The sequence below is a fragment of the Pseudoclavibacter sp. VKM Ac-2867 genome (assembly GCF_015351275.1).
GTDB lineage: Bacteria > Actinomycetota > Actinomycetes > Actinomycetales > Microbacteriaceae > Pseudoclavibacter.
Genome location: NZ_JADKSL010000019.1, coordinates 14,702 through 39,021 on the forward strand (window position 1 = coordinate 14,702; position 24,320 = coordinate 39,021).

A 24,320-nucleotide genomic window follows, 5' to 3' on the forward strand; every position below is an offset into this window, starting at 1 on the left:
CTACTCGGCGGGAGCGCGACCGCCGATGAGGCGCGTCGCGCGTTCGGCCGTCTCGACGAGCATCGGGGCCCAGTCCTCCAGCATCTGCGGCTGGATGCGGGCGGCCGGCCCGCTCACTCCCAGCGCCATCCGCACCCGTCCGCTCGGCTCGAATACCGGGGCCGCCACCCCGACGAGGCCGTCGATGCGCTCGTTGCGGGTGATCGCGAACCCGTCGTTCCTGGTCTGCTCGAGCACGGCTCGCAGCTCGACCGGGTCGGTGATGGTGCTCGCCGCGAGGTCCGGGATCGGTCGGGCGAGGATGCTCTCGCGGAGGTCCGCGTTCCAGGCGAGCAGGACCCGGCCCGCGGAACCGACCGTGAGCGGCGCGACCTTGCCGACGTGGACATCCTGCTTCAGCTCATGCCGCGTCTCGTCGACTGCGATGCAGACGCGGTAGTCGTCGTCCGCCCGGAAGAGGGTTGCGCTCTCGCCGGTCGCCTGACGCAGCTCGCGCAGGAGCGGCGCGAGGAGGTCGATCGCCTTGATGCCGCGGACGGCTGGCGCAGACCAGTACGCCATCTTCAGCCCGATCCGGAAACGGTCGTCGTCGCGGTCGAGGAAGCCCTGCGCGACGAGGTTCGTCACGAGACGCTGCGTCGTGGAGGTGGGGAGGCCGGTCTTCGTGCGGATCTCCGCGAGCGACAGCGAAGGCGACTCGAGCGTGAAGCTGTCGAGGATGTCCGTGATCTTGCCGAGCACCAGCAGCGGGGCGACGCCCGAGTTCCCGGTGGCGGGCGGGGCTGCGCTGCCGGAATCAGTCATACATGGAATCTAGAGCATCGGCCCGCTCGGCCGCCCACGACGGCGTGGTTCAGCGCTGGCCCTGGGCGTCGTCGCGCCGGAACGGGGTGAGCAGCTCGCGTCGGTCGCGCCACGCGGCGGTCGACCAGAGCGCCAGAGCGATGAGTAGCACCTGGAACGGCAGGCGGAGGAGTCGGGCCGCGTCCGTATCCAGGCCGAACGCATCCGTCCCCGTGACGTACTGGGAGATGTTGCCGGGGAAGACCGCCAGGAAGAATGCGGCGACGACGAAGCCGACGGCGACCCGCCAGCGGCCCGCCGCGATGAGCGCCAGCCCCAGCAGCACCTCGACGACGCCGGAGGCGAGCACGACGAAGTCCGCGTCGAGCGGCAGCCACGTCGGCACCTGTGCCTGGAACTCGGCGCGTGCGAACGACAGGTGCGCGGTTCCCGCGAACAGCAGGAATCCGCCGAGCACCACGCGGGCGATCGTACGCGGCACCGAGGTCCGCGGCGTGCGCCCCGCGTGCACCGTGCGCGCGTCCTGTGGCGCGCTGGAGCGGGCCGGTCGGTGGTCTGCTGGCGGTGAAGTCTGCATCCGCCAAGTCTGCGCCCTCTCCCTGCGCCCTTGCCCTCTGTTCCTGCCCCTGCTTTCCCTTTGCGGCCCTTCCCCTTGCCCTTCCCCCTTCCCGCCGCTCAGGAGTGAGCCGGATGCAGGTTCAGGAGGTCACGAGGCTGCTTCTTGCTGACTCCTCGTCTCCGACTGCTGGCCGGGCAGAGCCGGCGCGGGCTTGGGTGGCGCGAACTGCTTCGTCGCGAGGAGCACGGCCACGAAGATGAGCGGCACGATCCATCCGGTCCAGCCGAGGATCGTGGCCTGCGTCGTGTCGACCCGCTCGCCAGCCGCGGCGAAAAGCAGGTACGAGCCCGCTGCGGCGTTGAAGGCTCCGTGCGCGAGGGCCGCCGGCCACACCGATTCCGAGCGGATGCGGAGCCACGCGAACACGGCCCCGACGAGGATGCACATCCCCGCCATCATGGTCAGCCCGAGCCAGCCCGGCGCATCCACGTAGTTGTAGCCGAGGAGGATCAGCGGTGCGTGCCAGAGGCCCCAGATGACGCCCGAGATGAGCAGCGCGGGGACGGTGCCGAGACTCAGGAGCTTCGGGAGCAGCCAGCCGCGCCACCCCAGCTCCTCGCCAAGGGCGGGGATGAGGTTGAGGAACGCGCCGACGGGGATGCTCACGAGCTGCAGCAGCACGAGCACGACAACCGGGATGGGGAGCTCGAGGTTGCCGACGCCCTCGGCGGCGAGCTGCTCGTCGAGCATCGCCTGGAAGCCGGAGAAGTTCACGAGGTCCATGGAGTAGACGCCGAAGAGGGCTCCGATGGGCAGGGCGGCGAAGATGAGGGCAACCGGAACGACGACGGCGAGCGCCAGGTACGCGATGAGTCTGCGCACCGGCTTCAGCGGCACGATGCCGAGCGTGCGCCACGGCCGTGCAGGGCGCTCGACGGCGAACACCGTGACGAGGGCGGCTATTGCCGGGGTCAGCATCATGGCGATCGAGATGACGGGGAACCAGGGGTTGGCGAGCCCATCGCCGAGCCAGAGGGGGAGCGCGACCAGCCAGGAGAGGCCGAACGCCAGCGCCAGGAAGACCCCGACGGCGAGTTTGTCGCGGGTGGACGGTGTTGTCGGCGTTGTCGTCTGCACCGTTCCAGCCTGGCGTCATCGAACGCATCCTGTCAAAGAAACGCGAGCAACGCGGCGAGAGGCAGCAGCGGCAGCGGCAGCGGCAGCAGATGCGGAAAAGGGATGCTCCCGCCCGTTTCCGAGCGGGAGCATCCCCTTCTGCGAGATCGAAGCGGTGGGCTACGCGGCCGCGGTGGTCGCGTTCACCTCGCCGACGAGCACCTCGAGGACGTCCTCCAGGAACAGGAGACCCGTCACCCTGCCATCGGAGTCGAGGGCCTTGGCGACGTGCGCGCCGCGGTCGCGGAGCACCGCCATGGCGTCTTCGAGTTCCGCGTCGCGCGACACGGAGACGAGGCTCCGAAGCCGCTTCTGCGGGATGGGCGACGTGAAGGCGTCAGCACCCATGAGGTCCATGACGTCCTTCATGTGGATGTAGCTCGTCGGCTCACCTCGCTCGTCGGTGACGACGTAGCGGGAGAAGCCGTGCTCGGCGACCGCCTTCTGCACGTCGATGGGGCGCGCGCCTGCCGGCAGGAGCACCATCTCGGCGATGGGCACATCCACGTCGCTGACCTTCTTCTCGGTGAACTCGAACGCGCCAGCGAGCGTGCCGGACGTGTCGCTCAGCGTTCCCTCTCGGGTCGACTGCTCGACGATCCCGGCCACCTCCTCGAGCGTGTACGTGCTCGTCGCCTCGTCCTTCGGCTCGACCTTGAAGAGGCGCAGCACGCCGTTGGCGATCGTGTTGAGGCTCCAGATGATCGGGTTGAAGATCTTGGAGACCACGACGAGGGGCGGGGCGAGCAGGAGGGACGCGCGGTCAGGCACCGAGAACGCGAGGTTCTTGGGGATCATCTCGCCGAACACGACGTGCAGGAACGTGACCAGCACGAGGGCGACCGCGAACGCGATGACGCTGATGGCCTCGGCCGACAGCGCGGTGAGCCCGAGCGGGATCTCGAGCAGGTGGTGGATGGCCGGCTCGGAGACGTTCAAGATGAGCAGCGAGCAGACGGTGATGCCGAGCTGGCTCGTCGCCAGCATGAGCGTCGCGTGCTCCATCGCCCACAGGGTGGTCTTCGCGGCGCGGCTGCCCCGCTCGGCGAGGGGCTCGATCTGGGATCGCTTCGCCGAGATGACGGCGAACTCGGCGCCGACGAAGAAGGCGTTGCCGATGAGGAGGACGAACAGCCACAGGATTCCTGGCAGGTACTCACTCATTGGTCATCACCTCCTTGACTCGGTCGTGAGCTCTGTCGAGCGCAAGCTCCTGGTTCGTCATGAGGCTCTGGTCGCCGTCCGGTTCGTTGGGCAGGTACCGCACCCGCACGATGCGGGTGCCGTCGATGCGCTCGACGCGCAGCATGCCCGCCTCGATGGCGACCTCGTCGCCCAGCTCGGGGAGACGCTCGAGGGTGTCGGTGATGAATCCGCCGACGGTGTCGTAGTCGCCGTCCTCCGGCACCTCGATGGCGAGGCGGTCGAGGACCTCGTCTGGGCGCCAGGAGGCGTCGAACGTGACGGAGCGGCCGCGCCGGATGAACCCGGTCTGGTGTCGGTCGTGTTCGTCCTCGAGCTCCCCGACGATCTCCTCGACGAGGTCTTCGAGCGTGACGATGCCCGCGGTGCCGCCATGCTCATCCACGACGACGGCGACCTGGTGGCGTTCGGCGCGCAGGAGGGTCAGCAGGGCTGATGCGCCCATCGACTCCGGCACGCGGAGCGCTTCGGTCTGCAGCTCGCCCGCGGTGACCTCGGTCTGACGTTCCACGGCGACCGCGAACGCCTGCTTGGCGTGCACGAATCCCGTGATGTTGTCCGGGGTGCCGTCGACGACCGGGAACCGGGAGTAGCCGGTCTCGATGGCGAGGGTGATGATCGCCTGCGCCGTGTCGTCGACTTCCACGCTCGCCATGCGCACGCGGGGCGTCATGACGTCGGACGCGTCGTGCTCGGCGAACTTGAGGGTGCGCCGCAGCAGGGCCGCGTCGTCTTCCTCGAGCAGGCCGGAGAGCGCGGAGTGGCGGATCAGGTAGGACAGCTCGTCGGCGCTTCTGGCACCGGAGAGCTCCTCCTTGGGCTCGATGCCCATGGAGCGGATGATGGCGTTCGCGGTGTTGTTCAGGAGCAGGATCACGGGCTTGAACACCGTCGTGAAGAGCGCCTGGAACGGGATGACGACCTTCGCGGTCGCCCGGGGGAGGGCGAGTGCGAAGTTCTTCGGGACGAGCTCGCCGATGATCATCGAGAACAGCGTCGCGAGGATGATGCCGACGATGGCCCCCGCGACGGGCACGAGGCCCGCGGGAACGCCGACGCCGGTGAGGGGTTCCTCGAGGAGGGAGCTGACGGCCGGCTCGAACGTGTATCCCGTGAGCAGGGTCGTGAGCGTGATCCCGAGCTGCGCGCTGGAGAGGTGCGTCGACGTGATCTTCAGGGCCTTGATGGTGGGCCCGAGTCGCTTCTCTCCGCGGCTTTGCCGTTTTTCGAGTTCGTTTCGGTCGAGGTTGACGAGCGCGAATTCACTCGCGACGAACAACCCGGTTCCTACTGTGAGAACGAGGCCGATGCCGAGCATCACCCATTCGTTCATGCGTGGTGCCTCCAGACTGTGGCGGCCGAGGGGTCGGCCGGAACGTCGAGAGGCTTGGGACTATGACTGGGAGGGTCTTCCATGAGGAGAGATTCTAGTTGGCCTTCGTTTGCCCGCAACTCGGAAAGCTGGGGATCCGCCTGGTCAGGAGCGCGTGAGCTGGGCCTCTTCGCGGCCCTGGGAGGTCCAGGCTGGGTCGGCGGAGCGGTGGCCGATGACCTGGTCGGCGAGCGCGTCCAGCTGCTGCAGCTGCTCGCCGTTCAGCTCGAGGCCGATGGCACGCAGGTTCTCGTCGACGCGCTGCGGGCTGCGGGTTCCCGGGATGGGGGACACGCGCACGCCGAACTCCGCCGACTTCGCGTACACCCAGGCGAGGGCGACCTCGGCGACCGAGACGTGGCGGTCGTGCACTTCGCTGAGCTGCTGGGCGACGGCGGCGACCTCGCCGGCGAGCGCGCGGTTCACGGGCAGGTTCTCGGGGAAGAAGCGGGGGAAGTTGGCGCGCACATTGGGGGAGACGGCGTCGAGCTCCGCCCAGGAGTCGGTGAGCAGGCCGCGGCTGACGGGCGAGTAGGGCACGAACCCTGCTCCGACCTCGCGGATGGCGGGGATGACGTGCGCCTCCAGGTCGCGGCTGAAGATGCTGTACTCGCTCTGCACCGCGGAGATCGGGTGGATGGCGGCCGCGCGGATGATCTCGGCGCCCGTCGGCTCGCTCAGCCCGATGTGGCGTACCTTGCCTTCGGCGACGAGCTCGGAGACGAACCCGACCGTGTCCTCGATCGGCACGTTCGGGTCGACGCGGTGCTGGTAGTAGAGGTCGATGTGATCGGTGCCGAGGCGCTTGAGGGAGAGCTCGACCTGCTCGCGGACGTGCTCGCGGTCGCCGCGCACGCCTCGCTTGCCGACGCCGTCGCCCTTCGTGATGCCGAACTTCGTGGCGAGCTGGATGCGCTCCCGCTGTGCCGGGAAGATCTTCGCGATGGTGCGCTCGCTGCGGCCGTCGCCGTAGATGTTGGCGGTGTCGAGGAACGTGATGCCCGCATCGACCGAGTGCTGCAGCGTGCGCAGTGCCTGCGCGTCGTCGATGGGCCCGTAGGCATCGCTGAGGCTCATCGCGCCGTAGCCCTGCACGGTCGTCACGAGGCCGTCGCCGAGGAGCGTCGTGGGGAGCTTGCCTGCCGAGCTGTTCGTCATGGCGTCAAGTCTCGTGCTGACCACCGACATTTCGCCAGTGAGCCGCGCCCCGGGGGTAATACTCGGGGCGCGGCTCGCTACCGCGCCACGTTGAAGGCGACGAGCCGAGCCGAGCCGTCGAGCTGCACGTCGATCGCCGTGAGGCTCGGCGCGGCGACGGGCTCGATGACGTCCGCGGTCAGTCCGATGTAGCGCGCGAGGACCGCGCGGATCGTGCCACCGTGGGTGACGACCAGCACCGGTCCGGGCCGGCGAGCCGCATCGGCGACTGCTCCCTCGATGCGGGCTCGAAGCGCCGGCGCCGACTCGCCGCCAGGCGGCACGAGCCGCCCCGCACGCCACTCGGCGTAGTCCGGCCCGATCTCCGCTGGCACGCGCCCCTCCCATTCGCCGAGCGTCGCTTCCGCCCAGCGCTCGTCGATCGACGGCTCGAGGTCGCTGAGGGCCGACGCTGTGGAGCGAGCACGGAGCAGCGGCGAGGCGACCACGCTGGAGGGGGCCCACACCGAGACGGCGTCCCGCAGTGCCGCCGCATCCGCTCGGCCCTTGGCGGTGAGGTCGATGTCGGTGCGCCCCTGCAGGCGGCGCTCGGCGGTCCACGAGGTCGCGCCGTGGCGAACCAGCAGCAGCGCGGTCATCGGGTCGCCCCTGCGAGCTCGGTCCCCGCCGCGTCCCCGGCGGTCGCGAGCCGCGAGCCCTCCGCCGAGAAGATCGCGTCCGGATGCTCCGGCGGCTGCAGGCGCGTCGCCTCGCCAGGCTGGTGGGCCCGGTCGGTGACGATCGAGAGGCGGTCGGAGCCAGCGAGGCCCGTCGTGATCCATCGTCCCGCGACCGGGGTCGACTCGAGCACCTCGAACTCGAGGAGCCCGCCGGCCCCGACCGAGATCGACTCCGGCGCGTACATGGCGTGGAGCGTCGTCCCGTCCGGGACGCCGGGCACCTCGGCGAGCGGTGCCACGCCTCGGAAGAGGCGCCCCCGGCCGACCTCCCCGCGGAGCATGACCTTGGCGGGGCTCCCCAGGAAGGAGGCGACGAACGCGGTCGCGGGCCGATCGAGCAGCTCCTGCGGCGTGCCGAACTGCTCGATCGCCCCATCACGCATCACCGCGATGTGGGTCGCCATGGCGAGCGCCTCCACCTGGTCGTGCGTGACGTACACGCTCGTCGCACCGCTCAGCCGGTGCACCTTCACGAGCTCGGCCCGCGTGTCGAGCCGCAGGCGCGCGTCCAGATTGGAGAGGGGCTCGTCGAAGAGGAGCACGCCGGGCTTCGGCGCGACGGTGCGGGCGATGGCGACGCGCTGCTGCTGGCCGCCGGAGAGCTCGGCCGGGAAGCGATCGGCGAGGCCGTCGAGCTCGAGCATGCCGAGTACCTCGGCGACGCGAGCGTCACGCTCGGCGGAGCCCCAGCCGGCGACCTTGAGCGGCCAGCCGATGTTGTCGCGCACGCGCATGTGCGGCCACAGCGCGTAGCTCTGGAACACCATGCCGAGCCCGCGCTTGCTCGCCGGAACGGACGCGCCCGTGTCGCCGTCGGCGACGACCCGGTCGCCGAAGCGGATGCGCCCCGACGATGGCTCCTCAAGCCCCGCGAGCATGCGCAGCGTCGTGGTCTTCCCGCATCCGGACGGCCCGAGCAGCACGACGAAGGCGCCGTCCGGGATCTCGAGGTCGATGTCGCGCACCGCGCTCTGGCGGCCGAATGCCTTCGCGAGGCGGTCGAGGGTGATGGCGGTCACGTGGTGCTCCCGGCGTTTCGGTCGCCCTGCAGTCTGCGGGCGAGAAGGGTGGCGGCCACCGAGATGGCGGCGATGATGAGGGTGATGGCGTTGGCGTGCTGGGTGAACCCCTCGGAGGCGTACCGGAAGGTCATGGTCGAGAGCAGCGGGGTGGCTGGCGTGACGAGCAGCACGACAAGCGACAGGTCGCGCACCATGGTCACGAAGACGAGCACGCCTCCGCCCACCACGCCCCTGGCCGAGAGTGGCAGCAGGATGCGCGCCAGCCGTCGCGGTCCACGGGCCCCGGCGACGGTCGCTGCCTCCTCGAGCTCGTTCGAGACCTGGCCGAGCGCGGCCCGTGAGGTCTGGAACGCGAACGGGATGCTCGCCGCGACGCCCGCGAGGACCAGGATCCAGAAGGTGCCGTAGAGCGAGGGGAGCGGGCCGATCGGCGTTCCGAACTGCGCGATGAACGCGGCCCCGAACGCGACGCCTGGGATGAGGAAGGGCACGTACGACAGGAACGAGATCGTCCCGGACGTGACGCGCGCTCGCGGGAGGCGACGCAGCACGTAGGCGCCGAGCACGCCGAGGATGATCGCCCCGACCGCGACGGAGGCCCCGAGTGCGAGGGTGCCGCCGAGCGCGGTGATGACGGTCGGGTCGGTGAGGATGCCCCGCACGCCCTGCGCGATGCCGGGGTCGGACCCGCCGGTCCAGAAGTGCAGCGTGAAGCCGCCGTCGACGCGCCCAGTGCGCCGCAGCACGGTGCTCACGGCGAGCACGATGCCTGGAACGATCGCCGTGACCAGCACCAGCGTGGATGCTGCGACGAGCAGCGGGATGCGCCAGGCACCGGTCCTGACGGCGCGGGCCCGCGTCGCCTTTCCGGTGAGTGTCGCGAACGAGCCGCGCCCCGTGGCCTTCGTGCCGAGGAAGAGCACGGCCGCCGCGATGACGACGAGGAGGATCGAGAGCACGTAGCCGCGTTCGACGTCGCCCGTCGAGATGGACCCGTAGAGGCGGGTGCTCAGGGTCTGGAAGCGGACGGGCAGGCCGAGTAGGGCGGGCACGGCGAAGTTGCTGACCCCTTCGGCGAAGGCCAACAGGAACCCGGAGAGGAGCGCGGGGGCGACCGAGGGCAGCGTCACGCGCAGGGCGATGCGCAGCCTGGAGGCTCCGGTCAGCTCGGCGGCCGCGAGCAGGTCCCCGCCGACGTTCGCGAGGGCCGCGGCGACGACGAGGAACGACAGCGAGAAGTAGTGCGCGACGAGCGTGAGCGTGATCGGCACGACTCCCCAGGCCAGCGCATCCGGAACCGCGATGCCGAACGACTGGAGCAGGCCGGGGGAGCCGCCGATGCGGTCGTTGCGGAAGACCGTCTCCCAGGCGAGCGCGATGGCGAAGCTCGGCAGGGCGAAGGGCACGGCGGCGAGCGCGCCGATGATCTTCCGGCCGGGCACGTCGCTCATGACGACGACCCAGGCGAGGAAGGCGCCGATCACGGTCGAGAGGAGTCCCGTTCCGAGGCCGACGAGCAGCGAGTTCCCGAGCGGCTGCCAGAAGAGGTTGCCCGCGATGCGCCCGACGAACACGTCGCCCCACGCGCCCGCACCCCGCTCGCCGACGGTCGCGGCGACGAGGCCGCCGAGGGGGAGCGCCACGAGGACGACGAGGATGGCGATGACGACCGCCGCGAGCACGCCGATGCGGCCTCGCGATGCGACCGTCCGCCAGCCGCGGCCCCGCGCGGGGGTGGGGCCGCGACCGATGGACCTGGTGAGGAGCGTCACTGGATGCTGAGGAGGAAGTCGGCGATCTCGTCGCGGCGCTCGGCGGACGACTCCGGCTCGATGCGCCACGCGCCGAGTTCCTCGAGCGAGACGGCGTCGGCTGGCGCGACCACGTCGCTGCGCGTGGGGTAGTCGCCTGCGACGTAGAACGGCTCGAAGCCCTCTCCGCCCGTCTCGGTGTCGTCGCCCATCATGTAGTCGATGAGGAGTCGCGCGGCTGCCGGGTTCTGGGCGTTCGCGGTGACGCCGAGCATCGCGGGGAACGCGATGCCGGGCGACGGGGCGACGTTCGCGGCCACCTGCAGCGCCCATCCCTCGTCCTCGTTGTCGCGGCGGTCCGAGTACGAGGTGAAGCCGACGGGAGGGTTCGCCTGGCCAGTGGCGCCGATCGCGGCGTTGACCGTGTCGGTGTCATCGACGAGCACGACGTCGTTCGCGTAGAGCTCGGAGATGAACTGCAGGCCCGCGTCGTCCACTCCCTCGTCGAGCACCACCGGCGTGCCGAAGTGCTCCTCGTACGCGGCCGCCATCTCGTCGGCGCGCAGCGACATCTCCGTCACGAGGTCCAGGTAGTCGCCGCGCACGTTCGGGTCGACCATGACGACCTTGCCCGCCCAGGCCGGCTCGGTCAGCTCCCACAGGTTGTCGACCGGGGCGCCATTCGGATGCGCCTCCTCGTTGTACATGAGCACCTTCGTCGAGAGGCGGTTCGCGACGAGGGGCGCTTGGAACTCGGCGGGTAGCGACTCGGCGACGCGCGGCGGCACGTAGGGCGTCAGCACCCCGTCGGCGAGCAGCTCGGTGACGACGACCGGGGCGTCGCTCACGTAGGCGACATCCGCGGTCGTGCTGCCCGCGGTGTGCTCGCTCGCGAGTCGCTGGATGAGCTCGGTCGAGGAGAGGTCGCTCGAGACGACGTCGATGCCGGGGTAAGCGGCCTCGAAGCTCTCCTCGATGCTCGCGACGCGGCTCGTGAACGCGTACACGGAGACCGTGCCTTCCTCTTCGGCCATCGCGACGAGCTCGTCGTGGCTGAGGGAGTCCCAGTCGACTGCGGATGCGTCGTCGTCGCCGGTGGTCGGGCTGGTGGAGCATCCGGCGAGGAGCGCGAGGGCGGTGAGCGCCGCGGCGGACGTCACGAGAGGGCGGGCGGGGAAGCGCATGGGTGTTCCTTCGTTGTCTGTGGAGCGCAGAGCGGAGAGGGGTGGATGCGTCGAGGCGCATCCGGGTGCTGGGGTGAAGCTGGTCGTGGTGCTGGTCAGGAGTCGAGTCGGTCGAGGAGCGTGCCGAGGCGGTCGAGGGAGCGCAGGGAGGGCTCGGCACGGCGGGCGATGGTGAGGATGAGTGCGTTGCTGATCGCCATCGGCACGGTCAGGGAGAGGTAGTCGTCGCTGCCGCCGCGGGGCGCGGCGATGATGGTCGACGGGCGCGGGGCGGGCCACACGACGGTGTCGGTGATGAGGGCGCTGTGCGCGCCCGCCTCGGCCGCCACGTCGAGCAGCGGCCCGAGCACGGCGGGCGCCCGGCGGAAGGCGAAGGCCAGGAGGAGGTCGCCCGCCGAGAGCCGCGCGATCCGCTCGGCGATGTCGCGGCGCGACCCCGTGAGCTGCACGGTGCGCATCCCGAAGCGCTGCAGGCGGCGGCTCATGAGGTCGACGAGCACGGTCGCGTTGCCCTGCGCGAAGAGGTGCACCTCGCCGGCGCGCAGCACCTGCTCGGCGAGCGCATCCAGCTCGCCCTGCTGCACGTGGCGGGGGAGGTCGGACAGCGCCGCGAGCTCGTCGTCGACGAAACCACCGAGCACATCGCTCGCCTGATGACGCTCGAGGCGACCCCTGATGCGCTGCGAGGGGCCGTCGCCGCCGTGGTAATCGGCGCGCAGCGCATCCCGAAGCTGCGGGTAGCCCTCGAAGCCGAGGCGCTGCGCGAGCCGGGTCGCCGCGGACTGGTGCAACTGAAGCGGGCCGGTCAGCTCGGCCGCGCTCCAGAAGGTCGCCTCGAGCGGCTGCGATTGCAGGGCCGAGACGAGCCGACGGTCGGTCGGCGTGAGCAGGTGACCCTGCTGCTTGGCGAGGCTGATGATGAGCACGCGAGGAACGCTAAGTGCAAAAGAACTTGCAATGGGTGCAAGTCCTGCACGTTCACGTGTCGTTCATCGAGTGTCCGATTCGGCGTTCCTTGAGACGCCGCCGGAGTGCCGCGGGAGCGCCGCGGAGTCCGCGCTACGCGCTCGCCTGCTTCACCTTGCTCGGCACGGGCAGCATCATGAGGAAGCCGACGGCGAGCACGATGCCGATGCCGATGATGCCCATCTTCGGGTTGCCGGAGAGGAACACGAAGAGGCTGAACAGGGCGGGCGTGATGAAGCTCGCGACGCGGTTCGTGGTGGCGTAGAGGCCGAACAGCTCGCCCTCGCGCCCGGGAGGCGTCGCGCGCGACAGGTAGGAGCGACTCGCCGCCTGCGCGGGACCCACGAAGAGGCACAGGGCGAGGCCGAAGATCCAGAACACGGTCTGCTCGGACGGCAGGAAGAGGAGCACCACGGAGAACGCGGTGAGCGACACGAGCGACGCCATGATGACGAGCTTCGGGCCGAAGCGGTCGTCGAACCAGCCGGCAGCGAGCGTGCCGAGGCCGGCGACGAGGTTCGCGGCGACCGCGAAGTAGATGACCTCGCTCGGCGCGAAGCCGTACACCTGCGCCGCGAGGATCGCCCCGAACGCGAAGATCGCCTGCAGGCCGTCGCGGAAGACGGCGCTCGCGGCGAGGAACAGGAGCAGCTTCGGGTCGCTCTTCGCGAGCTTCCCGATCACGCGGAAGAGAACGCCGTAGGAGGCGAAGAAGCCCACCTTCGGGCGGTTCTCGTCCTTCGCGATCTCCGGCACCTTGAACATGACGGGGAGCGCGAAGACGACGTACCAGACGGCCGCGAGCACGATGGCGAAGCGGATGTCGAGCGCACCCCCATCCACCCCGCTCGGCACCCCGAGCACTCCGTTCCGGCCCTCCACGCCGAACGACTGGATGAACAGCACGAGCAGCAGAACGAGCAGCACGATGCTGCCCAGGTAGCCGAGGCCCCAGCCGATGCCAGAGATGCGGCCCACGTTCTTGGGCGTCGAGACCTGCGAGAGCATGGCGTTGTAGTTGACGCCGCTCAGCTCGGCGAAGATCGTGCCGACCGCGAGCAGCAGTGCGCCCCAGAAGAGGTACTCCTCGCCCGGCTGGATGAAGAACATGGCGAGCATGATGAGCACCGTGATGCCCGTGAAGATGCCGAGCCACAGCTTGCGCTTGCCTGAGCCGTCCGAGCGCTGGCCGAGGACCGGCGCGATGAGCGCGACGAGCAGTCCAGCGACGGTGCTCAGGTTCGCGATGACGTTCGTGGATGCGGCCTGAGCCGCCAGGTACTGCGGGTCGAGCGGGTTCGCGTCCCCGAGCGCCGCGACCTGCGGGTCGATGAAGAGGTCGCTCGCGAGGTAGGTGGCGAAGACGAACGTGACGACGACGGCCTGGAAGGCGGAGTTGCCGACGTCCCACAGCGCCCAGGCGGTGGCGCGCTTCTTGAGTTCCTTCGGCGTCACCGCCGCCCCGCCGTCGACGGTCTCGACCCGCCCGCTCGGGGTCGCGTCGCTGGGTGAGGTGGCGCCGTCGTCGGCGCGGCCTGGGAGTGCCATGCGCGGAGTCTATGCGCGGGAGGCGGCGCGCAGGGGAACGCGCGGACGGTGGGGTGCGCGTGGATGTCGGAGCCCGCTCCGGCCCGCTCCGGCCCGCTCCGGCCCGGTCCGGCCCGGTCCGGCCAACTTCCGTGATGGTTCGGGGCTGCCCGCCCGGATGGACGTCATTCGGGCTGAATCATCACGGAAGTTGGCCAGTGCGGTGCGGTGCCTGCGTGCAGGCGCGCCGCCGGCGACTACTGGCCGAGCCAGGTGTCGTAGAAGTACGGGCGGCCGACGGCGTTGGTCTCGATGCCGTGCACCTCGGGGCTCGTGACGAACACCTGGTAGTTGTCCACGATCGGCACCGTGTAGGCCTCCTCGAGGACGCTCTCCTGCAGCTTCGCGAGGTTCGTCGCGCGTTCGTCGGTGCCGTTTGCGGTCTGGGAGACGCCAAGCAGCTGCTCCTCGAGCTCGCCGCCCGTCAGCTGGAACTGGTTGGTGTAGTCCTGCCCCCAGTACTGGCGCAGCGTCGTCGCGTCCAGGAACGAGTTGGCGACGGGGAAGATCGGGGTGCCGCCTGCTGCGAAGACGTCGCTGTACGTGCTCGCGTCCGTCTGGCGGATCTCGAGCTGGATGCCGATCGCCTTGAGCTGCTGGGCGGCGAGCTCGAGGATCTGGCCGGAGCCGTTCACGAACGGCGACGTGTAGGCGGGGATCGTGAGGCGCGTGCCGTCCTTCACCCGGTAGCCGTCGCCGTCCTTCTCAGTCCAGCCGGACTCGTCGAGGAGCGAGTTCGAGAGGTCCTGGTCGAAGGCGAGGTTCTCGCTGAGGTCGACCCAGCCCGGGGTCGCTGCCTGCACGGAGGAGGTGGCGGGCTTCCAATTGGAGTTGAAGACGGTGTCGACGATCTCCTGGCGGTTCACGCCGTGCTGGATCGCCTGCCGCACGTTGACGTCGTTGGTGATGTCGGCGTTGGGGCGCAGGACGAAGTTGATGGGCGTGCCGAGGTACTCGCCGTAGATGACGTTGAAGCCGTCGTCGATGAGGCGCTGCTCCTCGCTGGGCTGCACGAAGTGCACGGAGTCGACCTGGCCGGACTCGAGGGCGCCCTGGCGTGCGGAGTCCTCCTCGAGCACGTTGAAGGTGATGGAGTCGAGGTAGGCGGGGCCCTCGTGGTCGAACGCCTCGCTGGCCCAGTTGTAGTCGGCGCGCTTCGTGAGCACGATCTCGCGCTCGGGTACCTGCGACTCGAAGACGAACGCTCCGGTACCGACAACGTTCGCGAGGTCCGCCTGCTCGTCGAGCGGCAGGTCGATGGTGCTCTCGCCGAGGATGCCGGCCGCGAAGAAGCCGAGGCTGGGGATGAACCCGCGGTTGGGTGCGCTGAGAGTGACGAGCACGGTCGAGTCGTCGACGGCCTCTGCGCTCGCGAACTCGCCTGGAACGATGGGCGAGCGCGTGATGCCCTTGCTCTCGTCGCCGAGGCCAAGCACCTCGAGGTTCTTCGCGACGACGGCCGCGTCGAGCGGGGTGCCGTCGGAGAAGGTGACGCCTTCGCGGAGCTTGAGCGTGTACTGCAGCCCGTCTTCGCTCTCCTCCCACGACTCGGCGAGCCACGGGTGCACCTCGCCGGTGTTGTCGACGTAGACGAGCGTCTCGACGAGCTGCGTCCACACCTGGCTCTTGTACCAGTTGTTCGACTGCTGCTGCTGCCAGCCGTCGGCGATCGCGGTGACGGCGTGGACGAGGTTGCCGCCCTCGACGGGGGTGTCTGAACCCGCGCTCGCGGTGCTCTGCCCGGTCGCGCATCCGCTGAGGAGGAGGGAGGTGAGGGCCGCGCCGATGACGGCGGCGGAGAAGATGGAGCGGCGTCTGGTCATGACGGTCCTGTCGTGCTCGGAAGGTGCGGGGGAGTTCGCCGAGGGTGGCGGGTTGGCGAGAGCGTGGCAGGAAGCTCAGGCGGCGTCCAGGAACCGCGTAACAGAGCCGCTGGGGCGGTCGTTCGGTGACGCCCCGCGCAGGAACCTGACGCGGCATTACCCGTCTGCGGCGTCGGCGGTGGATGCGCGCGCAGCTCGCTCCCGCGTGCGGGCTTGACCCTGTGGTGACCACACGGTGTGCGATGGAGGCATGCAACCCCACGAAGGAGCATCCACCGTGACCACCACCGCATCCTCTGGCTCAGCGCCTGCCGCCCAGGCACCCGTCGCGCCTGCGCCGACACCCATCTCGGAGCGCGCGATCGCACCCGATCTCGCCCGCGGCATGATGCTGCTGCTCATCGCGCTCGCGCACACGCCCTGGTTCCTCTTCACGTCCGAGATCGGCGTGACGCTCATGCATCCCGCCGACGGCGACGTCGCCGACCGCATCGCGCAGGCATTCACGATCATCGTCGTCGACACGAGGACGCACACGATGTTCGGCTTCCTCTTCGCCTACGGCATCTGGCAGCTGTACTCGCGGCAGGTCTCGAAGGGGCTGCCCGCGAAGGACGCGCGTCGGCTGCTGCGGACGCGGCACTGGTGGCTGCTCGCGTTCGGCCTCGTGCACGCCGTGCTGCTGTGGCAGGGCGACATCCTGGGCACGTATGGGCTCATCGGCCTCCTCATGGTTCCGCTCTTCTTCAACCGCAGCGACACGACCTTGAAGGTCTGGATCGGCGTCTTCCTCGCGGTCGGCCTCGTCTTCAGCGTCGGATCGTTCTTCGCGTTGCAGATGCTGCCGCCAGGTCCCGCGGTGCCGAACCTGCAGCAGCCGATCATCGCCGAGCGCGACTTCCTCACGGCGATGCTGTTGCGCGTGGCCGCCTGGTTCCCCGGCCTGCTGAGCGGCGTCGCCTCGCTCGCCCTCCCGACCGCGTTCCTCTTCGGGCTGCTGGCGGCCCGGCACCGCGTCCTCGAGGAGCCGGGCAAGCACCTTCCGCTGCTTCGCATCGCGGCCTTCGGCGGGATCGCGGTCGGCTGGTCAGCCGGGGTCATCCAGGTGCTTGCGCACTTCGGCATGCTCGAGGTCCCGAACCCGGCGGCGTTCGGTTCGGTGCACTTCTTCACCGGCATCTTCGCTGGCGTCGGATACGCGGCCGCGTTCGGTCTCATCGCGCACGGAGTCCAGTCACGTGGGGCCCGGTTGCGCCTGCCCGGTCGCGCACTCCTCGCGCTCGGGCGCCGCTCGCTGAGCGGTTACCTCTCCCAGTCCATCATCTTCGTGCCGCTCCTCTCCGCCTGGGGCCTCGCGCTCGGCGCGCACCTGTCGAGCTGGTCGGCAATGCTCGTCGCGATCGGGGCGTGGATGCTGACGGTGGCGGCCGCCTACCTGCTCGACCGACGCGGCGTGCGCGGCCCGGCGGAAGTCGCGCTCCGGAAGCTCAGCTACCGAACCCTGCGGAAGAGCTCGTGACGTCACCTGTCTGCCTCGCTCGCCGCGCTTTGTCGGCGGCCACTGCGATACTCGGCGGATCGACGAGGGCGCGAGCAGATCAATGACGGGGAGGGAACGCATGGTCTGGAGCACGAGCCAGCTCGCCGAGCTGGCGGGCACCACGGTCAACACCGTGCGCCACTACCACGCGCTCGGCCTGCTCGCTGAGCCGGAGCGGCGGGCGAACGGCTACAAGAGCTACGGCGTGCAGCACCTTGTTCGGGTGCTGCAGGTGCGGAGGCTGAGCGAGCTCGGCGTGCCGCTCTCGAAGGTCCCGGATGCGGTCGCGGGTGGTGACCAGCGCGAGCTGCTGCGTGAGCTCCACTCGGAACTCGAGACGAGCATCCGGCACCTCGAGCGCATCCGCGACGAGGTCGGCTCCCTCATGGCGCATGGGGCGCCGCTCGATACACCGTCGGGTTTCGAGGGCATCGCCGACGGGATGACGCCGACAGACCGCACGCTCGCTTCGATCTTCGGGCAGGTCTACGACGACCCGGCCATGCAGGACATCAGGGCCATGTTCGAGGACGGCCAGGCGCGTTTCGCGGAGCTCGACGCGACGTTCGAGGCGCTCACGGTGGATGCGAGTGAGGAAGCGCGGAGCGCGGTCGTGCAGCAGATGCTGCCCGCGTTGCGCGAGAACCTCGAACGCTACCCGTGGCTGCTCACCGAGCCGCGCACTCGACAGACGCCGCCGCTCGCGCAGAGCGCGCTCATCGAGTCGATGCGCGCCCTCTACAACGACGCGCAACTCGAGGTGCTGCTGCGCGCCCTCGCTCAGGTGAGGTCCGAGATCGACGCACACGACGACGGCAAGACTTGAGTCGCTCACACTCAACTCTCAGGCGACCAGCTTGACGAGCGAACCCCGGCGAGTAAACTTGAGTCCATACGGCTCAGGTCTGCACCAGCCTAGTGGGGTAAGAAATCGAGACAGCAGGCCGAGCCGACTCAGACTCACACAAGCAGCTCAACAAAAGGAGAACCACACATGTCACGTGCTGTTGGAATCGACCTCGGAACCACGAACTCCTGCGTCTCGGTCCTCGAGGGTGGTGAGCCCAAGGTCATCGCAAACGCCGAAGGCTTCCGCACCACCCCGTCGATCGTCGCATTCACGAAGGACGGCGACGTCCTCGTCGGCGAGACCGCCAAGCGCCAGGCCGTCACGAACGTCGACCGCACCATCGGATCCGTCAAGCGCCACATGGGCACCACCTGGACCCAGGCCATCGACGACAAGAAGTACACCGCGCAGGAGATCTCCGCGCGCATCCTCGGCAAGCTCAAGCGCGACGCAGAGCAGTACCTGGGCGACAAGGTGACCGATGCGGTCATCACCGTCCCCGCGTACTTCAACGACGCCGAGCGCCAGGCCACGAAGGAAGCCGGCGAGATCGCCGGTCTCAACGTGCTCCGCATCATCAACGAGCCCACCGCCGCCGCACTCGCGTACGGCCTCGACAAGGGCAAGGAAGACGAGCTCATCCTCGTCTTCGACCTCGGTGGCGGAACGTTCGACGTCTCCCTCCTCGAAGTGGGCAAGGACGACGACTTCTCCACCATCCAGGTGCGCTCCACCGCGGGTGACAACCGCCTCGGCGGCGACGACTGGGACGACCGTCTCGTCAAGTACCTCATCACCGAGTTCAAGTCGCAGACCGGCGTCGACGTCGCCAACGACAAGATCGCGCTCCAGCGCCTCAAGGAAGCCGCTGAGCAGGCGAAGAAGGAGCTCTCCAGCTCCACCAGCGCCAGCATCCAGCTGCCCTACCTCTCCCTCACGGAGAACGGCCCCGCGAACCTCGACACGAGCATCACGCGTGCGAAGTTCGAAGACCTCACGAAGGACCTCCTCGAGCGCACCCGCAAGCCGTTCGAAGATGTCATCCGCGAAGCCGGCATCAAGGTCGACGAGATCGACCACGTCGTCCTCGTCGGTGGCTCCACCCGCATGCCCGCCGTCGCCGAGCTCGTCAAGAAGCTCAGCGGCAAGGAGGCCAACAAGGGCGTCAACCCGGATGAGGTCGTCGCAGTCGGCGCCGCACTCCAGGCCGGTGTGCTGAAGGGCGAGCGCAAGGACGTCCTCCTCATCGATGTCACGCCCCTCTCCCTCGGCATCGAGACCAAGGGCGGCATCATGACCAAGCTCATCGAGCGCAACACGGCCATCCCGACCAAGCGCAGCGAGACCTTCACGACGGCCGACGACAACCAGCCGTCCGTGCAGATCCAGGTCTTCCAGGGCGAGCGCGAGTTCACCCGCGACAACAAGAACCTCGGCACCTTCGAGCTCACCGGCATCGCACCGGCCCCCCGTGGCATGCCGCAGATCGAGGTCACGTTCGACATCGACGCCAACGGCATCGTGCACGTCTCCGCAAAGGACAAGGGCACGGGCAAGGAGCAGTCGATGACGATCACCGGCGGTTCCAGCCTCGGCAAGGAAGACATCGAGCGCATGGTCCGCGAGGCTGAAGAGCACGCGGAAGAAGACAAGAAGCGCCGCGAAGGCGCCGAGCAGCGCAACATCGCCGAGACCACGGTCTACCAGGTCGAGAAGGTGCTCACCGAGAACGACGACAAGCTCCCCGCCGACGTCAAGAACGAGGTCCAGGGCGACGTCGACGCGCTCAAGACGGCCCTCGCAGGCGACGACGACGCGGCCGTGAAGTCGGCGCTCGACAAGCTCAACACCAGCCAGACGAAGCTCGGCGAGGCCATCTACGCCGCAGCCCAGGCTGAGCAGGCAGCAGAGGCCCCCGCGGCTGACGCACCCGCCGGAGACCAGGCAGCCGACGACGACATCGTCGACGCCGAGGTCGTGGACGACGAGGACGACAAGGACAAGAAGTAACCATGGCTGAAGAGCGAAACGAGTCAGAAGCACGCGGCCCCGAGAACTCGGGAGAAGCAAACGAGCCGATCATCAACGACAAGCGTCGGATCGACCCGGAGACTGGCGAAGTTCGCGACCTCGGCACGGCTGCTGGGGCCGAGTCGGCGGAGTCCACAACGGACGACGCCGACCCGGCCGCCGGCGAGGCTGCTGAAGCCGCGGCTGAAGGCCTGAGCGTCGAGGATCTCGAGAAGCTCCTCAGCGGCGAAGGTGCAGAAGACGCGCCAACGGAAGGCGCCCCCGGCGAGAGCGATCTCGCAGTGGAGCGCCTCCACGACCTGCAGCGCGTCCAGGCGGAGTACGCCAACTACCGCCGCCGCACCGACCGCGAGAAGACCGAGGCCTACGACGCCACCAAGGCGGAAGTGCTCCGGTCCCTCCTCCCCGTGCTCGACGACCTCGACCGTGCCCAGAAGCACGGCGACCTCATCGAGGACACCCCGGTCGCCGTCATCGCGAACAAGCTGCGTACCGCAGTCGAGCGCCTCGGCCTCACCGCCTACGGTGAAGCCGGAGAGGCCTTCGACCCCCAGCGGTACGAGGCCATCGCGCAGCTGCCGAACCCCGACGTCACGAGCGACACGATCGCTGACGTAGTCGAACGCGGCTACACCATCGGCGAGCGCGTCGTCCGCGTCGCGAAGGCAGCAGTCTTCGTACCCGCTTCATAAGCACCGCGATCGGCGCATCCGCCCGATCGAACACGGGAGGGGGCACCGCAGCTGCGGGCCCCCTCCTGTCTTCATCCGGAAGACACGTGCTCATCCCTAGGAACAGAAGGACCATATGGCCAGTCAGGATTGGTTTGACAAGGACTTCTACGCGGTGCTCGGCGTATCGAAGGACGTAGACGAAAAAGACCTCAAGAAGCAGTACCGGAAGCTCGCGCGTCAGTATCACCCTGACTCGCACCCGGGCGACACTGCCGCAGAGGCGAAGTTCAAGGAGATCTCCGAGGCCTACTCGGTCATCTCCGACCCAGAGCACCGCGCCGAGTACGACCAGATGCGCGCCATGGGCTCAGGAGCCCGCTTCCAGCAGGGGCCAGGCGGCCCAGGGGGCGCGGGCTTCGAGGACGTGTTCGGCGGCATGTTCAACGGCGGCGGCGGACGCCGCGGCGCGTCGAACGCCGACTTCGAGGACCTCCTCGGTTCCATGTTCGGCGGCGGGGGCGGCGGCTTCGGCGCAGGCAGCTTCGGCGGCGGCGCCGGCGGGCCTGCCGGGTTCCAGACCGGACCGCAGAAGGGGCGCGACCAGAGCGCATCCACGACGCTCAGCTTCATGACCGCCATCCACGGGGACACGGTCGAGCTGCAGGGTCAGGATGGGCGGGTCGTGAAGGTCCGCGTGCCCGCCGGCGTCGAGGACGGGCAGAAGATCCGCCTCCGCGGCAAGGGCGGGCAGAGCCCGAACGGCGGCGAAGCCGGAGACCTCATCCTCACCGTCGCCGTGCGACCCGACCCCGTCTTCACGCGCTCGGGCCTCAACCTGGAGGTGACCGTGCCGGTCTCCTTCGCTGAGGCAGTGCTCGGCGCCACCATCGAGGTGCCGACCGTCGACGGCAAGACCGTGCGAGTCAAGGTCGCTCCGGGAACGCCGAACGGGAAGACGCTCCGCGTGAAGGGTCGAGGCATCGAGTCCAAGAAGGGCAAGGGCGATCTGCTCGTGCACCTCGAGGTCGCCGTGCCGAATCACCTGTCGAGCGCGCAGGAGAAAGCGCTCGCCGACTTCGTCGCCGCATCCGGAGACGAGAGCCCCCGCGAGGACCTGCTGCGTCTCGCGCGCCAAGGCAGGTAGGGGCGCCCATGGCATTCCCCTCCGACCTCGACGAGGACGCCCCGATCTTCGCGATCGCCATGGCGGCGGAGCTCGCGAACATGCACCCGCAGACGCTTCGCCAATACGACCGGATGGGCCTCGTCACGCCTCGGCGCACGGCCGGGCGCGTGCGGCGGTACTCGCTTCGCGACGTCGCGCAGCTGCGCGAGATCGCGGTGCTCTCGAACGAGGGCGTAAGCCTCGAGGGCATCGCCCGCGTGCTCGAGCTGCAGCGCGAGGTGCTGGGACTGCGCCGCCGCGTCCGGGCGCTCGAGGCTGAACTCGCCGACGAGCGCCTCACGAGGCTCGGCGGTCGCATCTTCGCGGCCGGGGAGCGCGGCGACGTCGTGCCCCTCGCCCACGGGCGCCGCACGGCTCGCCGCACCGAGGTCGTCGTGTGGCGGCCGGCGCGCATCCACGATGCCGAGGACGAAGCCGACGCCGAGGAGCCGCGCCCGAAGCGCACTCGCGCGAAAGCCGCGGCACCGCGTTCGCGCGCTCCCCGCGCCAAGCGGCCGCCGGACGCGTAAGCGCGCGCCCGCTGCCGCTCCCGCCGTCTTCCGCGCCGCTCCTGCTCCTGCTCCCGCGCCCGCGTCGCTTCGCGCCGCACCGCCGCCCGCACCCGCACCCGCACCCGCTTCGCGACCGCCGTCTTCCGCGCCGCATCCCGCCGAACTACCCGCGTCTCGAGCGCCGAACTACCCGCTTCTCAAGCGCCGAAAAGGTCAGTTTGGCCCCATCCTGAGGCCCAGGATGGGGCGAAACTGACCTCTTCGCGTCGTGTGCGGCGCGCGGGGTGGGTGCGGAGGCGCGGGGTGCGCGGTGCTAGCGGGCTCCGTTGCCGCCGTCGACGCGCCACTGCGCGCCAGTCACGAACGACGCCTCGTCGGAGCCGAGGAACACGACGACCCGAGCGATATCCAACGGCTCGGCGTAGCGGCCCATCGGAATAGCGGCCTGGAACCCGGCCTTCGCGGCCTCCGTGTCGCCGCCGCCGAAGCCCTCCTCCAGCCGCCGCACCATCTGCGTGTTCACGCCGGACGGGTGGATGCTGTTGACTCGCACCCCGGTCGGGGCGACCTCGAGTGCGGCGGACTTCGTGAAGCCGACCACGGCGTGCTTCGACGCGACGTAGGCGGAGACTCCGGGCGCCCCGTCGAGGCCCGCCTCCGAGGACGTGTTGATGATGCTGCCGCTGCCGCGCTCGGTCATGACCTTGAGGACATGCTTCATGCCGAGGAAGACGCCGCGCACGTTGACGGCGAACACCTTCTCGTAGTTGTCGACGCTCGCTTCCGTGAGCGGGCCGACGGCGCCTTCGATGCCCGCGTTGTTGAAGAACACGTCGATCGTGCCGAACGCCTCGACGGCCTCGGCGACGTAGCGCTCGACGTCGGCCTCGTCGGTGACATCCGCGGCGATCGCGATGACCTCGCCGTGCGCCGCGAGGCGTTCGCGCGCGGCCTCGAGGGGCTCCGGGAAGAGGTCGATCAGGGCCACGCGGGCGCCCAGCTTGAGGAACTCCTCAGCTGTCGCCGCCCCGATGCCGCCCGCGCCGCCGGTGATGACCACTGAGCGTCCGGTGAAATCTGTCATGTCGCAACTCCTTTGTCGTCTGGTTGTCCGCGTGACGTCGCTCGCCCGCGGCAGTCGTCGGCCGCCGGAGCTGTATCTCCAACGGCGCCGCCAGGCTAGGTGCCGCGCATGCGCATCCACTGTGTACCGACACAGCGAAAGCGACAAAGGGCCCGCGCCGTCTGAGCAGAGGCACGGCCAGCGCAGAGTTGTGGCGTGATGTCGTGGCGACGTCGCGCAGCAGCAACAGGCCACAACTCCACGGCCTGGGCGCGGCCGTTCCGGGCGCCGGGGCCGGACGCCGGGTGCCGGAGGTCAGATGTCGGATGTGAGGCGCTGCGTTCCGATGACCGAGAGCAGCTGCAGCCGGTCGTGGCTCTCCGTGCCAGGCGTGGCCGTCAGCACGAGCAGCGTCTGGCGCTGCGCGGGGTCGATGAGGAACTGGCAGTGCACTTCCATGACCCCGAGCTCGGGATGCTGCACTCGCTTCTCGAGCTCGTGCGTCGCGTTGATCTCGTGGTCGGCCCAGATCTCCGCGAACTCCGGGCTCTCGGCGAGGAGCGCATCCACGACCCGCTGCGCTCGAGAGCCTGGACCCTGCTGGGCGGCGAAGCTGCGAGCATCCGCGGCGAACGCTCGAGACAGCTTCTCGTGGTCGGTCGACGGGTAGACGTCGCGGGCGCTGGGTGCCGTGAACCAGCGGTAGACGACGCTGCGGGCGTTGCCGGCGAAACGGGTCTCGTCGCCGAAGAGGGCACGCGCGGCCGGTGTCTGCACGAGCGTCTCGCCCATGGCCGTCATGACCTGCGCCGGTGTGTCGGCCAGGCGGTCGAGGATGCGCATGAGGCCGGGGGCCACGTGCTCGCCGCTGATGGCACGCCGCGGTGCCTGGTGGCCGGCGAGGTGGAAGAGGTGGTCGCGTTCCGCGGCCGTCAGTCGCAGGCCACGCGCCATGGCGGCGAGCATCTGCTGCGACGGCTGGGGGCCGCGGCTCTGCTCGAGGCGACTGTAGTAATCGACCGACATGTCGCTGAGTGAGGCGACCTCCTCGCGCCGCAGCCCCTGCGTGCGGCGGCGGGGCCCCTTCGTCAGGCCGACGTCCTCGGGCTGCAGCGCCTCGCGGCGGCTGCGGAGGAAATCGGCGAGCTGGGCTCTGTCCAT

General features: G+C 69.5%; 21 protein-coding genes. 6 read left to right on the forward strand and 15 right to left on the reverse strand.

Annotated features, from left to right (window positions below; translation table 11 throughout):
• The 13 genes from ITJ67_RS16000 to ITJ67_RS16060 form a co-directional block, all read right to left on the reverse strand.
• Entirely contained in the window at positions 1–804 is an 804-nt protein-coding gene (locus ITJ67_RS16000; protein WP_194678298.1) for an IclR family transcriptional regulator, read from the reverse strand.
• A 49-nt stretch (positions 805–853) separates the two neighbouring features.
• Entirely contained in the window at positions 854–1,381 is a 528-nt protein-coding gene (locus ITJ67_RS16005) for a hypothetical protein (RefSeq protein WP_228503118.1), read from the reverse strand.
• A 129-nt stretch (positions 1,382–1,510) separates the two neighbouring features.
• Complete coding sequence (locus tag ITJ67_RS16010) at positions 1,511–2,500, reverse strand: CPBP family intramembrane glutamic endopeptidase (protein WP_194678299.1); 990 nt, start codon at positions 2,498–2,500, stop codon at positions 1,511–1,513.
• 159 nt (positions 2,501–2,659) lie between these two features.
• Positions 2,660–3,703, reverse strand: a complete 1,044-nt coding sequence (locus ITJ67_RS16015; protein WP_160073732.1) for a hemolysin family protein — start codon at positions 3,701–3,703, stop codon at positions 2,660–2,662.
• On the reverse strand, positions 3,696–5,075 hold the full coding sequence (locus tag ITJ67_RS16020; RefSeq protein ID WP_160073734.1) for a hemolysin family protein: 1,380 nt from the start codon (positions 5,073–5,075) through the stop codon (positions 3,696–3,698). The genes ITJ67_RS16015 and ITJ67_RS16020 overlap by 8 nt, the downstream gene beginning before the upstream one ends.
• A 144-nt stretch (positions 5,076–5,219) precedes the next feature.
• Positions 5,220–6,272 carry an aldo/keto reductase gene (locus ITJ67_RS16025; protein WP_194678300.1) on the reverse strand — a complete coding sequence of 351 codons (1,053 nt, stop codon included), beginning with the start codon at positions 6,270–6,272 and terminating at the stop codon, positions 5,220–5,222.
• 77 nt (positions 6,273–6,349) lie between these two features.
• Positions 6,350–6,910: a histidine phosphatase family protein gene (locus tag ITJ67_RS16030; RefSeq protein WP_194678301.1), complete on the reverse strand. Its 561-nt coding sequence runs from the start codon at positions 6,908–6,910 to the stop codon at positions 6,350–6,352.
• Positions 6,907–8,010, reverse strand: coding sequence for an ABC transporter ATP-binding protein (locus ITJ67_RS16035; RefSeq protein WP_194678302.1), 1,104 nt, complete (start codon positions 8,008–8,010; stop codon positions 6,907–6,909). Before ITJ67_RS16035 ends, ITJ67_RS16030 begins: the two co-directional genes overlap by 4 nt.
• Positions 8,007–9,785, reverse strand: coding sequence for an iron ABC transporter permease (locus ITJ67_RS16040; protein WP_323741486.1), 1,779 nt, complete (start codon positions 9,783–9,785; stop codon positions 8,007–8,009). Before ITJ67_RS16040 ends, ITJ67_RS16035 begins: the two co-directional genes overlap by 4 nt.
• Positions 9,782–10,948 (reverse strand): ABC transporter substrate-binding protein, encoded by a 1,167-nt coding sequence (locus ITJ67_RS16045; RefSeq protein WP_194678303.1) that lies wholly within the window; start codon positions 10,946–10,948, stop codon positions 9,782–9,784. The genes ITJ67_RS16040 and ITJ67_RS16045 overlap by 4 nt, the downstream gene beginning before the upstream one ends.
• Positions 10,949–11,043: 95 nt before the next feature.
• Positions 11,044–11,874, reverse strand: coding sequence for a MurR/RpiR family transcriptional regulator (locus ITJ67_RS16050; RefSeq protein WP_104243669.1), 831 nt, complete (start codon positions 11,872–11,874; stop codon positions 11,044–11,046).
• A 133-nt stretch (positions 11,875–12,007) separates the two neighbouring features.
• Positions 12,008–13,462 carry an MFS transporter gene (locus ITJ67_RS16055; RefSeq protein WP_160073744.1) on the reverse strand — a complete coding sequence of 485 codons (1,455 nt, stop codon included), beginning with the start codon at positions 13,460–13,462 and terminating at the stop codon, positions 12,008–12,010.
• A 236-nt stretch (positions 13,463–13,698) separates the two neighbouring features.
• Positions 13,699–15,324 carry an ABC transporter substrate-binding protein gene (locus ITJ67_RS16060; protein WP_194678304.1) on the reverse strand — a complete coding sequence of 542 codons (1,626 nt, stop codon included), beginning with the start codon at positions 15,322–15,324 and terminating at the stop codon, positions 13,699–13,701.
• 277 nt (positions 15,325–15,601) lie between these two features.
• Here ITJ67_RS16060 and ITJ67_RS20315 point away from each other — a divergent pair, with 277 nt between their 5' ends.
• From ITJ67_RS20315 to ITJ67_RS16090, 6 genes are all read left to right on the forward strand, one after another.
• A complete protein-coding gene (locus ITJ67_RS20315) occupies positions 15,602–16,843 on the forward strand; it encodes a DUF418 domain-containing protein (protein WP_323741487.1) in 1,242 nt (413 codons plus the stop codon).
• Positions 16,844–16,943: 100 nt separating this feature from the next.
• Entirely contained in the window at positions 16,944–17,690 is a 747-nt protein-coding gene (locus tag ITJ67_RS16070) for a MerR family transcriptional regulator (protein WP_194678305.1), read from the forward strand.
• Between the two features lie 168 nt (positions 17,691–17,858).
• Entirely contained in the window at positions 17,859–19,724 is a 1,866-nt protein-coding gene (gene dnaK / locus ITJ67_RS16075; protein WP_104243663.1) for a molecular chaperone DnaK, read from the forward strand.
• Between the two features lie 2 nt (positions 19,725–19,726).
• Entirely contained in the window at positions 19,727–20,437 is a 711-nt protein-coding gene (locus tag ITJ67_RS16080) for a nucleotide exchange factor GrpE (RefSeq protein WP_160073752.1), read from the forward strand.
• A 115-nt stretch (positions 20,438–20,552) separates the two neighbouring features.
• Complete coding sequence (locus ITJ67_RS16085) at positions 20,553–21,563, forward strand: DnaJ C-terminal domain-containing protein (RefSeq protein ID WP_104243659.1); 1,011 nt, start codon at positions 20,553–20,555, stop codon at positions 21,561–21,563.
• Positions 21,564–21,571: 8 nt separating this feature from the next.
• Positions 21,572–22,114 carry a heat shock protein transcriptional repressor HspR gene (locus tag ITJ67_RS16090; RefSeq protein WP_194678306.1) on the forward strand — a complete coding sequence of 181 codons (543 nt, stop codon included), beginning with the start codon at positions 21,572–21,574 and terminating at the stop codon, positions 22,112–22,114.
• A gap of 295 nt (positions 22,115–22,409) precedes the next feature.
• Here ITJ67_RS16090 and ITJ67_RS16095 read toward each other — a convergent pair whose 3' ends face one another.
• Positions 22,410–23,180: an SDR family NAD(P)-dependent oxidoreductase gene (locus tag ITJ67_RS16095; protein WP_194678307.1), complete on the reverse strand. Its 771-nt coding sequence runs from the start codon at positions 23,178–23,180 to the stop codon at positions 22,410–22,412.
• 294 nt (positions 23,181–23,474) lie between these two features.
• Entirely contained in the window at positions 23,475–24,320 is an 846-nt protein-coding gene (locus ITJ67_RS16100; RefSeq protein ID WP_194678308.1) for a helix-turn-helix transcriptional regulator, read from the reverse strand.

Coding starts and splice junctions, on each gene's coding strand:
- ITJ67_RS16015 (WP_160073732.1), bottom strand. CDS start 3,703: ATGAGTGAGTACCTGCCAGGAATCCTGTGGCTGTTCGTCCTCCTCATC.
- ITJ67_RS16085 (WP_104243659.1), top strand. CDS start 20,553: ATGGCCAGTCAGGATTGGTTTGACAAGGACTTCTACGCGGTGCTCGGC.
- ITJ67_RS16070 (WP_194678305.1), top strand. CDS start 16,944: ATGGTCTGGAGCACGAGCCAGCTCGCCGAGCTGGCGGGCACCACGGTC.
- ITJ67_RS16030 (WP_194678301.1), bottom strand. CDS start 6,910: ATGACCGCGCTGCTGCTGGTTCGCCACGGCGCGACCTCGTGGACCGCC.
- ITJ67_RS16025 (WP_194678300.1), bottom strand. CDS start 6,272: ATGACGAACAGCTCGGCAGGCAAGCTCCCCACGACGCTCCTCGGCGAC.
- ITJ67_RS16055 (WP_160073744.1), bottom strand. CDS start 13,462: ATGGCACTCCCAGGCCGCGCCGACGACGGCGCCACCTCACCCAGCGAC.
- ITJ67_RS16005 (WP_228503118.1), bottom strand. CDS start 1,381: ATGCAGACTTCACCGCCAGCAGACCACCGACCGGCCCGCTCCAGCGCG.
- ITJ67_RS16060 (WP_194678304.1), bottom strand. CDS start 15,324: ATGACCAGACGCCGCTCCATCTTCTCCGCCGCCGTCATCGGCGCGGCC.
- ITJ67_RS16045 (WP_194678303.1), bottom strand. CDS start 10,948: ATGCGCTTCCCCGCCCGCCCTCTCGTGACGTCCGCCGCGGCGCTCACC.
- ITJ67_RS16100 (WP_194678308.1), bottom strand. CDS start 24,320: ATGGACAGAGCCCAGCTCGCCGATTTCCTCCGCAGCCGCCGCGAGGCG.
- ITJ67_RS16090 (WP_194678306.1), top strand. CDS start 21,572: ATGGCATTCCCCTCCGACCTCGACGAGGACGCCCCGATCTTCGCGATC.
- dnaK (WP_104243663.1), top strand. CDS start 17,859: ATGTCACGTGCTGTTGGAATCGACCTCGGAACCACGAACTCCTGCGTC.
- ITJ67_RS16000 (WP_194678298.1), bottom strand. CDS start 804: ATGACTGATTCCGGCAGCGCAGCCCCGCCCGCCACCGGGAACTCGGGC.
- ITJ67_RS16095 (WP_194678307.1), bottom strand. CDS start 23,180: ATGACAGATTTCACCGGACGCTCAGTGGTCATCACCGGCGGCGCGGGC.
- ITJ67_RS16020 (WP_160073734.1), bottom strand. CDS start 5,075: ATGAACGAATGGGTGATGCTCGGCATCGGCCTCGTTCTCACAGTAGGA.
- ITJ67_RS16080 (WP_160073752.1), top strand. CDS start 19,727: ATGGCTGAAGAGCGAAACGAGTCAGAAGCACGCGGCCCCGAGAACTCG.